Genomic DNA, 13,200 nt, shown 5'->3' on the forward strand with positions numbered 1-13,200 from the left:
AGCAGTAGCCGAGCAGCGGAGCAGTGGCGGAGCAGCCGACCGGTGGGTGACGTCCGCCCGCCCACCCGGGCGGCGGAGCACCGGAACCCGGCCCGTCCGCTGGACGGGATGGAGTGAGCGCGGAGGCGAACGCTACTTCGTGGCCAACCCGGTCGGCGCGCCGCCGCCCCTACCCTCGGTTCTGGTTCCACGTCCGTGGGGCCGTGAGGACGACGAGGAGAGGGCCGGTACCACGGTGACCACCACGTACGATTTCTGGCTGGCCGGCCGCCGGGCGAGCGGCGACGCCGACTTCGAGGTGCACAACAGCTGGGACGGCCGCCTGGTCGGCAAGGTCAGCGTCCCCACCGAGGCCCAGGTCGAGGAGGCGCTGGACGCCGCCGTGGCCGCGCTGCCGGTGTTCGCCGCGACCCCCGCGCACGTCCGTGCCGCCGCGCTGGACCACGTGGCCAAGCGCCTGGCCGAGCGCACCGAGGAGATCGCCCAGCTGATCACCGCCGAGAACGGCAAGCCGATCAAGTGGGCGCGCGGCGAGGTCGGCCGTGCCGTCTCCGTCTTCCGCTGGGCCGCCGAGGAGTCCCGCCGGACCAACGGCGAGACCATGCGGCTGGACACCGACCCGGGCGGCGTGGGCCGTTTCGCGGTGGTGCGCCGGTTCCCGCGCGGCGTGGTGCTGGGCATCGCCCCGTTCAACTTCCCGCTGAACCTGGTCGCCCACAAGGTCGCCCCGGCGATCGCGGTCGGCGCCCCGATCATCCTCAAGCCGGCTCCGGCCACCCCGCTCTCCGCGATGGTGCTGGGCGAGATCCTGGCCGAGACGGACCTGCCGGCCGGCTCCTGGAGCGTCCTGCCGGTGCCGAACGACCGGATGCCCGCGCTGGTGCAGGACCCGCGTCTGCCGGTGATCTCCTTCACCGGTTCGGACAAGGTCGGCTACCAGATCATGGACTCGGTGCCGCGCAAGCACACCACCCTGGAGCTCGGCGGCAACGCCGCGGCCGTGGTGCTCGCCGACTGGTCCTCCGAGGCCGACCTCGACTGGGCCGCCACCCGGATCGCGATGTTCGCCAACTACCAGGGCGGCCAGTCCTGCATCTCGGTGCAGCGGGTGATCGCCGACGCGTCGGTGTACGACGCGCTGGTGGAGAAGGTGGTGGCCAAGGTCGAGGCGCAGGTCACCGGCGACCCCAACGACGACGCCACCGACGTCGGCCCGCTGGTCGACGAGAACGCCGCGAAGCGGGTGGAGTCCTGGGTGGACGATGCCGTGGCCAAGGGCGCCAAGGTGCTCACCGGCGGTACCCGTGAGGGCGCGACCTTCGCCCCGACCGTGCTCGCCGAGCTGCCCGCCGACGCGATCCTGGCCAAGGCCGAGGTGTTCGGCCCGGTGCTGTCGCTGCACCGGGTGGACGGCACCGACGAGGCCTTCGCCGCCGTCAACGACTCCGCCTTCGGCCTGCAGGTCGGTGTCTTCACCCGTGACCTGCAGACCGCCTTCCGCGCCCATCGGGAGCTGGAGGTCGGCGGTGTGATCATCGGCGACGCGCCGTCCTACCGCGCCGACCAGATGCCGTACGGCGGGGTCAAGGACTCCGGCGTCGGCCGCGAGGGCGTCAAGTACGCGATGGACGACTACACCGTGGAGAAGGTCCTGGTCCTCACCGGCCTCGACCTCTGATCCCGAACGATCCCGAACGATCCCGAACGATCCCGAAGGGCTCCTGGCACGCCGAGGGGTCCGAGCGGCCCGAGGGGCCCGGCACCACCGCAGCGCGGCGGTGCCGGGCCCCTCGGCGTGTCCGGGGGAGGTTCAGACCCGGCCGGCCGCGGCCGCGACGGCCTCCGCCACGGAGGCGTTGCCGGCGACCAGCTCCAGCGTCTGCCCGGCGGTGCCCGCCTCGTGCAGCAGCTCGGCCAGCACCGCTGCCACGTCGGCGCGGTCCACCGCGCCGCGTTCGACCGACGGAGCGAGCCGGACCAGGCCGGTGCCCGCGCCGTCGGTGAGCCGGCCGGGGCGCAGCACCGTCCAGTCGAGCGCGGTGCGGGCGCGCACGGCGTCGTCGGCCGCGCCCTTGGCCCGCAGGTAGGTCTCGAAGACCGGGTCGGCCGGGTAGTGCGCCTGGGCGTCGGCGCCCATCGAGGAGATGATCAGGTAGCGCCGGACCCCGGCGAGTTCGGCGGCGTCGGCGAGCAGGACGGCGCCGTCGCGGTCGACGGTGTTCTTGCGGTCGGCGCCGCTGCCGGGGCCGGCGCCGGCGGCGAAGACCACGGCGTCGGCGCCCGCCAGCAGCCGGGCGAGTTCGGGGGCGGTGGCGCTCTCCAGGTCGAGCAGCAGCGGCTCGGCTCCGGCGGCGGCCAGGTCCCCGGCCTGTTCGGGGCGGCGGATGAGGCCGGCGGGGCGGTCGCCGCGCTCGGCGAGCAGCCGTTCGAGCTTGAGCGCGATCTGTCCGTGGCCTCCGGCGATGACGGTACGCATGGCTCCGACGGTAGCGGGGACGCGTCCCGGCGTCCTGTGGAGTCCGGCCGGCAGGACACAATGGGCGCATGACTTCGCTCGCCCACCCGCAGCTGCGCTTCACCCCCGTGGTGAAGGACCCCTCCGCTCCCCGGGAGCTGGTGATCCTCGGCTCGACCGGTTCGATCGGCACCCAGGCCATCGACGTGGTGCGCCGCAATCCGGACCGGTTCCGCGTGGTCGCCCTGTCGGCGGCCGGCGGGCGGGTGGAGCTGCTGGCCGAGCAGGCCCTGGAGCTGGGCGTGCACACCGTGGCGGTCGCCGACCCGGCGGCCGAGCCCGCGCTGCGCGAGGCGCTGGCCGCGAAGGCGGCGGGGCGTCCGCTGCCCGCCGTGCTGGCGGGCCCGGACGCGGCCACCGAGCTGGCCGCGATGGAGTGCCACTCGGTGCTGAACGGCATCACCGGGTCGATCGGCCTGCGCCCGACGCTGGCGGCGCTGCGGGCGGGCCGGGTGCTGGTGCTGGCGAACAAGGAGTCGCTGATCGTCGGCGGTCCGCTGGTGAAGGCGGTGGCGAAGCCCGGGCAGATCGTGCCGGTGGACTCCGAGCACGCCGCGCTGTTCCAGGCGCTGGCCGGCGGCACCCGCGCCGAGGTGCGCAAGCTGGTGGTCACGGCGAGCGGCGGCCCGTTCCGCAGCCGGACCCGCGAGCAGCTGGCGGGGGTGACGCCGCAGGAGGCGCTGGCGCACCCGACCTGGGCGATGGGGCCGGTGGTGACGATCAATTCGGCCACCCTGGTCAACAAGGGCCTGGAGGTGATCGAGGCGCACCTGCTGTACGACGTGCCCTTCGACCGGATCGAGGTGGTGGTCCATCCGCAGTCGGTGGTCCACTCGATGGTGGAGTTCACGGACGGCTCCACGCTGGCGCAGGCCAGCCCGCCGGACATGCGGATGCCGATCGCGCTGGGGATGGGCTGGCCGGACCGGATCCCGGACGCGGCGCCCGCCTGCGACTGGACGAAGGCCGCCACCTGGGAGTTCTTCCCGCTCGACGACGAGGCCTTCCCGGCGGTCCGGCTGGCCCGCGAGGTGGGATCGCTCGGCGGGACGGCGCCGGCGGTGTTCAACGCGGCGAACGAGGAGTGCGTGGAGGCCTTCCTGAAGGGCCGCCTCGCCTTCACGGGAATCGTGGACACTGTTGCCAAGGTCGTGGCCGAGCACGGACAGTACGACAGCGGGCGGGCCGCGGCGGGAACTTCTCTGACCGTCGAGGACGTCCTGCACGCGGAGGACTGGGCCCGCGCCCGGGCCCGCGAGCTGGCGTCGGGCTGACGGCTCCGGCGGACGACCGGACGACGAGCGGAGAGCAATGACGGAGGGCCTGCGGTGGCAACGGTTTTGACGGTGGTCGGCATCCTGGTCTTCGCGATCGGGTTGCTGATCTCGATCGCCTGGCACGAGCTCGGCCACCTCTCCACGGCCAAGCTGTTCGGCATCAGGGTGCCGCAGTACATGGTCGGGTTCGGTCCGACGGTCTGGTCCCGGAAGAAGGGCGAGACCGAGTACGGCGTCAAGGCGATCCCGCTGGGCGGGTACATCCGGATGATCGGGATGTTTCCGCCCGGTGCGGACGGGCGGATCACCAAGCGCAGCAGTTCGCCCTGGCGGACCATGATCGAGGACGCCCGGGAGGCCTCGTACGAGGAGCTCCAGGAGGGTGACGACAGCCGGCTCTTCTACACCCGCAAGCCGTGGAAGCGCGTCATCGTCATGTTCGCCGGGCCGTTCATGAACCTGGTCCTGGCCTTCGGGCTCTTCCTGACCGTGATGATGGGCTTCGGCGTCTCGATGACGGTGCCGACCATCGGCACCGTCGCGCAGTGCGTGGTCAAGGCCGGGCAGCCGACCGACAGCTGCCCGGCCGACGCGCCGAAGACCCCCGCCGCCCAGGCCGGGCTGCGGCCGGGCGACAAGGTGGTCTCCTTCGACGGCGACCGGATCGGCGACTACGACCAGCTCCAGGCGGACATCCGCCGTTCGGCCGGGAAGACCGTGCCGGTGGTGGTCGAGCGCGAGGGGCAGCAGCTCACCCTCACCCCGACCATCGCCGTCAACGACGTCCAGAAGTACGACGGCAACGGGATGCCGGTCAAGGGCGAGACGGTGCAGGCGGGCTTCCTCGGCTTCACCCCGACCAGCGGTGTCGTCCGGCTCGGCGTCGGGCAATCCCTCGACCGGATGTACGACATGGCCGAGAGCGGTGTGAAGTCGCTGGTGGCCCTGCCGGGCAAGGTCCCGGGGCTGTGGAACTCGGTGGTGGACGGCGCCCCGCGCGACGTCGACTCGCCGATCGGCATGGTCGGCGCCGCCCGGGTCAGCGGCGAGGTCTTCTCGCTCGACATCCCGGGCACCCAGCGGATCGCGTACTTCGTGAACCTGCTGGCCGGCATCAACCTGTCGCTCTTCCTGTTCAACATGCTGCCGCTGCTCCCGCTGGACGGCGGCCACATCGCCGGCGCCCTGTGGGAGTCGGTGCGCCGCCGATTCGCAAGCCTGTTCAAGCGGCCCGACCCCGGTCCGTTCGACGTCGCCCGGCTCATGCCGCTGGCCTACGTCGTGGCCAGCGTCTTCATCGGGTTCACCCTCCTCGTCCTGGTCGCCGACCTGGTCAACCCGGTCAAGATCAGCTAGTCGCCCGGTACGGCTGGTGTGCCCGGGGCCACCACCGTGCCGTACCGTTGGGGGCCGGGTGCGCGTTTCATCGGCGCGCCCGGCCCAGGCCGTCGAACGGCCGGACCGACCACACCTCAACCCCGGGGAACCCTGCGCACATGACCGCGATCTCGCTCGGTATTCCGTCCCTGCCGCTCAAGCCGCTCGCCAAGCGCCGAGTCTCCCGGCAGATCATGGTCGGCAACGTGCCGGTCGGCGGCGACGCCCCCGTCTCGGTGCAGTCGATGACCACCACGGTGACCTCCGACATCAACGCCACGCTGCAGCAGATCGCCGAGCTGACGGCCTCGGGCTGCCAGATCGTGCGGGTCGCCGTACCGTCCCAGGACGACGCCGACGCCCTGCCGATCATCGCGAAGAAGTCGGGCATCCCGGTCATCGCGGACATCCACTTCCAGCCGAAGTACGTGTTCGCCGCGATCGACGCCGGCTGCGCCGCGGTCCGCGTCAACCCGGGCAACATCAAGGCCTTCGACGACAAGGTCGGCGAGATCGCCAAGGCCGCCAAGGGCGCCGGCGTCCCGATCCGGATCGGCGTCAACGCCGGCTCGCTGGACAAGCGCCTGCTGGAGAAGTACGGCCGGGCCACCCCCGAGGCGCTGGTCGAGTCCGCGCTCTGGGAGTGCTCGCTCTTCGAGGAGCACGACTTCCGCGACATCAAGATCTCGGTCAAGCACAACGACCCGGTCGTGATGATCAACGCCTACCGCCAGCTCGCCGCGGCCTGCGACTACCCGCTGCACCTCGGGGTCACCGAGGCCGGTCCCGCCTTCCAGGGCACCATCAAGTCCGCGGTCGCCTTCGGCGCGCTGCTCGCCGAGGGCATCGGCGACACCATCCGGGTCTCGCTGTCGGCCCCGCCGGCCGAGGAGATCAAGGTCGGCAACCAGATCCTGGAGTCGCTCGGCCTGCGCCAGCGCGGTCTGGAGATCGTCTCCTGCCCGTCCTGCGGCCGCGCCCAGGTCGACGTCTACAAGCTCGCCGAGGAGGTCACCGCCGGCCTGGAGGGCATGGAGGTGCCGCTGCGCGTCGCGGTCATGGGCTGCGTCGTCAACGGTCCGGGCGAGGCCCGCGAGGCCGACCTCGGGGTCGCCTCCGGCAACGGCAAGGGCCAGATCTTCGTCAAGGGCGAGGTCATCAAGACCGTCCCCGAGTCCAAGATCGTGGAGACCCTGATCGAGGAGGCCCTCAAGCTGGCCGAGCAGATGCAGGCCGAGGGCGTCGAGTCCGGTGCGCCGACCGTGACCGCCGCGGAGTGACCGGCGGGCAGTAGTTTCCGGAAGCGGGGCCGTCCGTGCGCGGACGGCCCCGCGGCCGTAGCCGGGTGGGGCCACGGAGTAGGGTGCGGCCAGAGTCGTCTCAGTGAGGTGCTGTCTCGATGCTCGATCGAGGTGTGATGCTCCCCAGCTCGTTCCAGGCCGTCCGCGCCCTGGCGACCACGCGCGTCCTGGAGGCCTCCGACCTCGCGGACACCCTGGCGGTGCTCCGGCGCGATCCGGTCGCCAACGCCTTCGTCGCGACCAGGGTGGAGGCCGTCGGGCTGGACCCCTGGCGCCTCGGCGGCGAGATGTGGGGCTGGTACGACGAGCGCGGCGAGCTGGACGCGCTCTGCTACGCCGGCGCGAACCTGGTCCTCGTGGACGCCGGCCCGCAGGCCGTGCAGGCCTTCGCCGAACGGGCCCGCCGCCAGGGCCGCCGCTGCTCCTCGATCGTCGGCCCGGCCGAGGCCACCGCCGCCCTCTGGGCCCTGCTGGAACGCAGTTGGGGACCGGCCCGCGAGGTCCGCGCCCACCAGCCGCTGCTCGCCACGGCCGTGCCGTCCGCCGAGATCGCGCCCGACCCGCTGGTACGGCGGGTGCGGCGGAGCGAGATCGAGACGCTGATGCCGGCCTGCGTGGCGATGTTCACCGAGGAGGTCGGGGTCTCCCCGCTGGCCGGTGACGGCGGGCTGCTCTACCAGGCCCGGGTCGCCGAACTGATCTCCACCGGGCGTTCGTTCGCGCGCTTCACGGAGGACGGCCAGGTCGTCTTCAAGGCCGAGGTGGGGGCCGTCACCGAGGGCGCCTGCCAGATCCAGGGCGTCTGGGTCGACCCGGCCCACCGCGGCCGCGGCCTCTCCGAGACCGGCATGGCCGCCGTCCTGGACATCGCCCTGCGCGAGGTCGCCCCGGTGGTCTCGCTCTACGTGAACGACTACAACCTGCGGGCCCGCGCCGCCTACCGCCGGGTCGGCTTCCGCGAGGTCGGGGCGTTCATGAGCGTGCTGTTCTGAGCTCCTTGCCGCCTCCGCCCGCGTGGGGGGCCGGACGGGTAGTAACGTCCGGGGCATGGATCAGCTGACCGGGGTGACGATCGAGGCCATCGACCTTGCGGCATGGGCTCCGCAGGCGCTCGACGTCCAGGCGGTGGCGTTCGGGCTGACCCCCGAGGAGGTCCTGGTCCGGCTGCACATCGTCGGGCGGCACGCCCAGCAGCCCGGGGTGATCGCGCTGGGCGCGCTCAGCGGCGGCCGGCTGGTCGGCTTCGGCTACGGCATGCCGAACCGCCGGGAGCACTGGTGGAGCACCGTGATCCAGCCCTATCTGGAGGCCGGCGGCCACGGCGCCTGGCTGGACGAGGTCTTCGCGATCACCGAACTGCACGTGCTGCCCGAGTTCCAGGGACAGGGCATCGGCTCCACCCTGATCAGGACCCTCTGCGCGCGCTCCGGGCTGTCGCGCACCATCCTCTCCGCGATCGACGCCGAGACGCCCGCCCGCCGGCTCTACCGCTCGCTCGGCTACCGGGACCTCGCGCGGGCGGTGCACTTCCCCAACACCGAGCGCCTGTACGCGGTGATGGGCGCGGAGCTGCCGCTGCGGGGGACCGGACCGGCTCAGAGCGCGCCGGCGAACTCCAGGTAGAGCTCGGCGTCCTCCCGGCGGCCCGCGGCCAGGGCGCGCAGGCCGAGGTCGGCCGCCCGGAACAGCGTCCAGCCGCGCAGCCGGTCCCGGTCCACGTCCAGGGCGTCCGCGAGCTGGTGCAGCCGGCGGCGGACGGCGGCGGGGACGCCCGGGGAGCCGACCAGGGTGTCCGCCCGGTCCAGGACCAGCCGGGCCAGGTCGTAGGCGCGTTCGCCGACCAGCGGCCGGGGGTCGATCGCCAGCCAGGGCGCGCGGTCGGCGGCGAGCACGTTGCCGTGGTGGAAGTCGCCGTGCAGCAGCACCTCCTCGTCGGCCGAGGCGCAGAGGCCCTCGGCGGCCGCCAGCGCCTCGGTGACCAGCGGGGCGGCCTCGGCGGCGCCCGGCAGCGCGCCGCGCCGGCGCAGTCCGGCGGCGGTGGTGGCCGTCCGGTCGGCGAGGGTGGCGAAGCCGTGGTCGCCGGGCGGCTCCACCCAGAGCCGGTGGAGCAGGCTGGTCGCCTCCAGCATCGCCTTCGGCTCGGCCAGGGAGCGCAGCGGGATGTCGCCGTGCAGCCGCTCCAGCAGCAGCGATCCCTCGGCGGGGTCGGCGGCCAGCAGCAGGACGGCGCCGCGGCCGGCCCACTGGGCGAGGGCGGCGTGCTCCCGGTCGGTCTCCGGGGTGACCAGCCCGGTCTTGAGGACGGCGGGGCTCAGGTCGTCGCGGTGCACGTAGGCGATCAGGCTCAGACTGCCGCCCGGGTCGGCCACCCGCTCCAGGGTGAGGTCCCAGCGTGCCAGCCCGGCGCCGACCCGGGCCGGCAGGCCCGTGAGCCAGTGCCGGCCCTCCTCGTCCGCGCTGACGCTGCGCGCCAGCCATGCGGGGACGGTGATCTGCCCTGGTGCTCCCGACATGCCGGCCTTCCGGTTGTGCTTCCCCCGTGGTGCTACCCGTCCATTGTCGGCCATGGCGGTGAAACCGCAGGTCAGCGATCCGGGGTGGCAGCGGTGGCGGCGCGTTCGCAGGTCAGGGCGGTGCCGGGGGTCAGGCGGCCGGGCCGGCGGGGTCGGGGCCGGCGGTGGCGGGGCCCGTCGTGGCGGGCGTCCCGGCGGGGTCGGGCAGGCCGGGGAACGCGGCCGGGGCGGCGCCCCAGCGGCGGGCGCGCAGCGCGCAGTCGCGGAGCGCGTCCGCGGCACTGCCGCGCTGCGGGGCGGCGACGGCGGCGACCAGGTCGGCGTAGACCGCGGTGAGCCGGCTTTCGAGGTGCGCGGCCAGCCGGCCGGCGCCGGCCGCGTCGGTGACGGCGAAGGGCAGCTGGTAGCCGGCCGCCGCCGCGCCCGGGGTGGCCCCGGCGCCGCCGAGCAGCCGTTGCCAGGCGTCCCGCCGGGCCTGGTGGGCGGCCAGGGCGGTCCGCGCGTCGGTGCGCTGCTGGTCCTCCGGGAGCCGGGCGCCGACCACGCCGTAGCCGTAGATCGCGGCGTGCTCGGCGGCCAGCGCGCCCTGGAGGGCGGTGAGCGCCTCCGGGGCGGTGCCCGCCGTGCCGCCGGAGGCGGCGGGGGAGGCGTCCGGGGTGGCCGGGGCGGTGCCGGACGGCGTGGCGGGCCCGCCGGGCGGGTCGGTGGGCCCGGGCAGCGGGGCGGCGGCCGGAGCGGGGTCGCCCAGGGCGACGGCGTGCAGCACCCCGGCCGCGGAGACCGAGGCGAGCAGCCGGGCCAGCCCGGGCGAGGCGGCGCCGAGGTCGGCGAGCCGGGTCTGCGCGGTCTGCCGCTCCAGCGCGGCGAGCGCGGCGACGGTCGTCACCGTCGCGGCCGGGGCGGTGGCGGGCGGCGATCCGGGGGATCCCGAGGGGGACCCGGACCCGCCGGCGGACGGCGACAGGGACGGCGACAGGGAGGCGGACGGCGACAGGGAGTTGGACGGCGACGGGGAGGCGGCGGGGCCCGGCAGCCCGGCGGCCAGGGCGGCCCGGTGCTGGAGCACCTCGGCCCGCAGCGGCTGGAGCTGCCCGGCCTGCCCGGCCCCGGCCAGCAGGGCGTCGTACCCGGCCAGCAGCGCGTCGGTGGCGTCGACGGCGCGCAGCCGGACCGGCTCGTCCGGGTCGGGACGCCGGTGCTCGCCCCCGCCCGCGCCGCCCTCGTCGGGGGAGCCGGTGCAGGCGGCGAGGGCGCCGCCGGTGGCGAGGAACAGTCCGAGGGCCAGCAGGGTCCGTCGGCTGGGCGGCTGCATCGGGGTCACTCCGGGGCGTGTGCGGGAGGACGGCCTGCGTGCCCTCGTTGGCGTGAATGATTACAGAATCCTCACGGGTCCGGCCCCGGATTCCCAGGCCCCGGACCACGCCCCACCGGTGTGACCTTGCTCGCAGTGGGTGGTGCCCGGGCGCCCGCACGTGGTCCGGAATCGGTGGTTGGCGACTTCACCGGATAGGATTTGGGCCGAGCTGCCGCGACCCGGCCTGCGCCCGTCCGGCGCCGGACGGCGCGGTGCGCCCTCTGACAACAGCAGACGCGGCCGAGGAGTCCACCCGGATGAGCACCACCCACATCGACCGGCTGCGTGCGTTGCTGGAGCCGTTGGCCGCCCAGGCGGGCCTGGACCTGGAGGACGTCAAGGTCACCCAGGCCGGCAGCCGCCGCCAGGTGCAGATCGACGTGGACGCCGACGGCGGCGTGGATCTGGACGCCATCGCGGAGTTCAGCCGGGTGGTCGGCGAGGCCCTGGACACCTCCGACGTGATGGGCACCGGCGCGTACGTGCTGGAGGTCGGCTCGCCGGGCGCGGAGCGCCCGCTGGTCGAGCCCCGCCACTGGCGCCGGGCCGAGGGCCGGCTGGCCGCGATCCACCTGGTCGACGGCGGGGAGATCGTCGCCCGGGTGCTGGAGGCGGACGAGGACGGCGCGCTGGTCGAGGTGCAGCCGGTGAAGGGCCGCGGCCGGCCCAAGGAGCGCCGCCTGGAGTACACCGAGGTGTCCCGGGCGCGCGTCCAGGTGGAGTTCAACCGCAAGGACGACGAGCTCCTCGACCAGGCCCAGGACTTCGTGGACGACGACTCGGCGGACGACGGCGCCGAGGAGGGGGACGACGGTGCGCAGTGACGACCTGCCCACCGACCGCACCATGACGAACGTGACGAAAGACGAGGAGGCGTAGCCGTGGACATCGACATGAGTGCCCTGCGCACGCTGGTCAACGAGAAGAACATCCCCTTCGACCTGCTGGTCGAGTCCATCGAGTCGGCCCTCCTCACCGCGTACCACCGCACCGAGGGCTCGCGCCGCCGCGCGCGGGTCGAGCTGGACCGCAAGTCCGGCCACGTGACGGTCTGGGCGACCGAGGACCCGGCCGAGCTGGACGAGGGCGTCGAGCCGAAGGAGTTCGACGACACCCCGAGCGGCTTCGGCCGGATCGCGTCCAGCATCGGCATCCAGGTGATGATGCAGCGCCTGCGCGACGCCGCCGACGACCAGACCTTCGGTGAGTACGCGGGCAAGGAGGGCGACATCGTCACCGGTGTCGTCCAGCAGGGCAACGACCCGAAGAACGTGCTGGTGGACATCGGCAAGCTGGAGGCCATCCTGCCGCCGCAGGAGCAGGTCCCGGGCGAGGACTACCGGCACGGCACCCGTCTCAAGTGCTACGTGGTGGCCGTGCGCCGCGGCGTGCGCGGCGCGTCGGTGACGCTCTCGCGCACCCACCCCAGCCTGGTGAAGAAGCTCTTCGCCCTGGAGGTGCCGGAGATCGCCGACGGCAGCGTCGAGATCGCCGCGATCGCCCGTGAGGCCGGTCACCGCACCAAGATCGCGGTGTGGTCGCGCCGGTCCGGGCTGAACGCCAAGGGCGCCTGCATCGGCCCGATGGGCAGCCGGGTGCGCGCGGTGATGGGCGAGCTGCACGGCGAGAAGATCGACATCGTCGACTGGTCCGAGGACCCGCGCGAGATGGTCGCCGCGGCGCTGTCCCCCGCACGGGTGACGAGCGTCGAGATCGTGGACCTCCAGCAGCGCTCCGCACGGGTGATCGTGCCGGACTACCAGCTGTCGCTGGCGATCGGCAAGGAGGGCCAGAACGCCCGCCTGGCCGCCCGCCTGACCGGCTGGCGGATCGACATCCGCCCGGACACCGAGGGGCAGTCCGACGACGGCGGCCGGGAGTCCTCGGCCGAGTAGTCGCGCCCCGGGAACCACCGTTCCACCGCCCCCCGCCGTTCCACCCCGGATCGGCGGGGCGGCGCCATGTCCCTTCGGAGGGGTAGACTTGCCTTCGTCTGGCCGGACGCACGTCCGAGCACGCCCGGAACGCACCTGCGTGGGCTGCCGCAAGCGCGCGGCCAAGCACCAGCTGTTGCGTGTCACGGCGGTCGAGGGCGCTTGCGTCCCCGATCCGCGTGGCGCGCTGCCGGGCCGGGGCGCACACCTGCACCCTGATCCGGCCTGCCTCGACCTCGCGGTCCGCCGTCGGGCGTTCCCCCGGGCCTTCCGGCTCCAGGGCACACTCGACACCGAGCGGCTCCGCGAGTACATCGGGGAGCGGGCAGGCGACACCCCGGCGCCCTGAGCTTCCTCAGGCCTCCGGCGGGCACCTCCCCGTTACGGCCGCCGCTCCACGCGGCGGAGAACCACCGCACCAAGCACAGTGCGCGGGCAGCCGCACGCCGTGCCACCAGTCAGGTACCTCGCGATGTGGAAGTAGGTCGAGATTGCGATGAGCACTCGATGAGTACGCGATGAGTACGCGATGGGTACGCCCATGAAGTAGCGACAGTCCGGCGGACGAGACACCCCGGACTCATAGATCAGGAGTGAAGTGGCTAAGGTCCGGGTTTACGAACTCGCCAAGGAACTTGGTTTGGAGAGCAAGGCCGTGATGGCCAAGCTGACCGAGCTGGGTGAGTTCGTCCGTTCGGCGTCCTCGACCATCGAGGCGCCGGTCGTACGCAAGTTGACTGACGCGCTGGGAGTCGCCCCCACCGGTGGCGCTGCCAAGCCTGGCCCGCGGAAGCCCGCGGCGCCCCAGCCCGCCGGCGGTTCCGCCGCCGGTGCGGCCGCACCCAGGCCGGGTGCCCCGACCCCGGGTCCGCGCCCTGCCGCGACCCCGGGACCCCGTCCCACCCCCGCTGCCGCGGCGCCCGCCGCCC

The 13,200-nt window shown here is 73.8% G+C and carries 13 protein-coding genes; 10 read left to right on the forward strand and 3 right to left on the reverse strand.

Annotation, left to right across the window (positions count from 1 at the left end):
• Positions 1-235: 235 nt before the first annotated feature.
• Entirely contained in the window at positions 236-1,678 is a 1,443-nt protein-coding gene (locus ACFWA9_RS23190) for an aldehyde dehydrogenase family protein (protein ID WP_352288023.1), read from the forward strand.
• A 132-nt stretch (positions 1,679-1,810) separates the two neighbouring features.
• Here the strand turns inward: ACFWA9_RS23190 and ACFWA9_RS23195 are convergent, their stop codons facing one another.
• The gene (locus ACFWA9_RS23195; RefSeq protein WP_352288021.1) at positions 1,811-2,476 is read right to left on the reverse strand and encodes an SDR family oxidoreductase; all 666 of its coding nucleotides are present in this window, start codon (positions 2,474-2,476) and stop codon (positions 1,811-1,813) included.
• A 68-nt stretch (positions 2,477-2,544) separates the two neighbouring features.
• Here ACFWA9_RS23195 and dxr point away from each other — a divergent pair, with 68 nt between their 5' ends.
• From dxr to ACFWA9_RS23220, 5 genes are all read left to right on the forward strand, one after another.
• A complete protein-coding gene (gene dxr, locus ACFWA9_RS23200) occupies positions 2,545-3,789 on the forward strand; it encodes a 1-deoxy-D-xylulose-5-phosphate reductoisomerase (protein ID WP_359808478.1) in 1,245 nt (414 codons plus the stop codon).
• 54 nt (positions 3,790-3,843) lie between these two features.
• Entirely contained in the window at positions 3,844-5,148 is a 1,305-nt protein-coding gene (locus ACFWA9_RS23205; protein ID WP_352288018.1) for a M50 family metallopeptidase, read from the forward strand.
• Positions 5,149-5,288: 140 nt separating this feature from the next.
• Complete coding sequence (ispG, locus tag ACFWA9_RS23210; protein WP_329487719.1) at positions 5,289-6,449, forward strand: flavodoxin-dependent (E)-4-hydroxy-3-methylbut-2-enyl-diphosphate synthase; 1,161 nt, start codon at positions 5,289-5,291, stop codon at positions 6,447-6,449.
• A 137-nt stretch (positions 6,450-6,586) separates the two neighbouring features.
• Positions 6,587-7,462 (forward strand): GNAT family N-acetyltransferase, encoded by an 876-nt coding sequence (locus ACFWA9_RS23215; protein WP_329492101.1) that lies wholly within the window; start codon positions 6,587-6,589, stop codon positions 7,460-7,462.
• Positions 7,463-7,517: 55 nt separating this feature from the next.
• Positions 7,518-8,093, forward strand: coding sequence for a GNAT family N-acetyltransferase (locus ACFWA9_RS23220; RefSeq protein ID WP_329487718.1), 576 nt, complete (start codon positions 7,518-7,520; stop codon positions 8,091-8,093).
• Here ACFWA9_RS23220 and ACFWA9_RS23225 read toward each other — a convergent pair.
• On the reverse strand, positions 8,066-8,983 hold the full coding sequence (locus ACFWA9_RS23225; RefSeq protein WP_380389435.1) for an aminoglycoside phosphotransferase family protein: 918 nt from the start codon (positions 8,981-8,983) through the stop codon (positions 8,066-8,068). The genes ACFWA9_RS23220 and ACFWA9_RS23225 overlap by 28 nt on opposite strands.
• 130 nt (positions 8,984-9,113) lie before the next feature.
• On the reverse strand, positions 9,114-10,295 hold the full coding sequence (locus ACFWA9_RS23230; RefSeq protein ID WP_380389437.1) for a DUF4439 domain-containing protein: 1,182 nt from the start codon (positions 10,293-10,295) through the stop codon (positions 9,114-9,116).
• A 299-nt stretch (positions 10,296-10,594) separates the two neighbouring features.
• Between ACFWA9_RS23230 and rimP the strand changes: the two genes are divergently transcribed.
• The 4 genes from rimP to ACFWA9_RS23250 form a co-directional block, all read left to right on the forward strand.
• Positions 10,595-11,161 (forward strand): ribosome maturation factor RimP, encoded by a 567-nt coding sequence (rimP, locus tag ACFWA9_RS23235; protein WP_329487716.1) that lies wholly within the window; start codon positions 10,595-10,597, stop codon positions 11,159-11,161.
• A gap of 57 nt (positions 11,162-11,218) precedes the next feature.
• Entirely contained in the window at positions 11,219-12,232 is a 1,014-nt protein-coding gene (nusA, locus tag ACFWA9_RS23240; RefSeq protein ID WP_329487715.1) for a transcription termination factor NusA, read from the forward strand.
• Between the two features lie 139 nt (positions 12,233-12,371).
• Positions 12,372-12,620 (forward strand): YlxR family protein, encoded by a 249-nt coding sequence (locus tag ACFWA9_RS23245; RefSeq protein WP_380389439.1) that lies wholly within the window; start codon positions 12,372-12,374, stop codon positions 12,618-12,620.
• 249 nt (positions 12,621-12,869) lie between these two features.
• Positions 12,870-13,200, forward strand: a 331-nt coding sequence (locus tag ACFWA9_RS23250; protein ID WP_380389441.1) for a translation initiation factor IF-2 N-terminal domain-containing protein, incomplete at its 3' end; no start/stop codon positions are given.

Origin of the sequence: Kitasatospora sp. NPDC059973, from assembly GCF_042737525.1 — a bacterium.
GTDB lineage: Bacteria > Actinomycetota > Actinomycetes > Streptomycetales > Streptomycetaceae > Kitasatospora.

Excerpts from the sequence above, each read along its gene's own strand:
- dxr (WP_359808478.1), top strand. The coding sequence starts at position 2,545 with ATGACTTCGCTCGCCCACCCGCAGCTGCGCTTCACCCCCGTGGTGAAG.
- ACFWA9_RS23230 (WP_380389437.1), bottom strand. The coding sequence starts at position 10,295 with ATGCAGCCGCCCAGCCGACGGACCCTGCTGGCCCTCGGACTGTTCCTC.
- rimP (WP_329487716.1), top strand. The coding sequence starts at position 10,595 with ATGAGCACCACCCACATCGACCGGCTGCGTGCGTTGCTGGAGCCGTTG.
- ACFWA9_RS23225 (WP_380389435.1), bottom strand. The coding sequence starts at position 8,983 with ATGTCGGGAGCACCAGGGCAGATCACCGTCCCCGCATGGCTGGCGCGC.
- ACFWA9_RS23215 (WP_329492101.1), top strand. The coding sequence starts at position 6,587 with ATGCTCCCCAGCTCGTTCCAGGCCGTCCGCGCCCTGGCGACCACGCGC.
- ACFWA9_RS23220 (WP_329487718.1), top strand. The coding sequence starts at position 7,518 with ATGGATCAGCTGACCGGGGTGACGATCGAGGCCATCGACCTTGCGGCA.
- ispG (WP_329487719.1), top strand. The coding sequence starts at position 5,289 with ATGACCGCGATCTCGCTCGGTATTCCGTCCCTGCCGCTCAAGCCGCTC.
- ACFWA9_RS23195 (WP_352288021.1), bottom strand. The coding sequence starts at position 2,476 with ATGCGTACCGTCATCGCCGGAGGCCACGGACAGATCGCGCTCAAGCTC.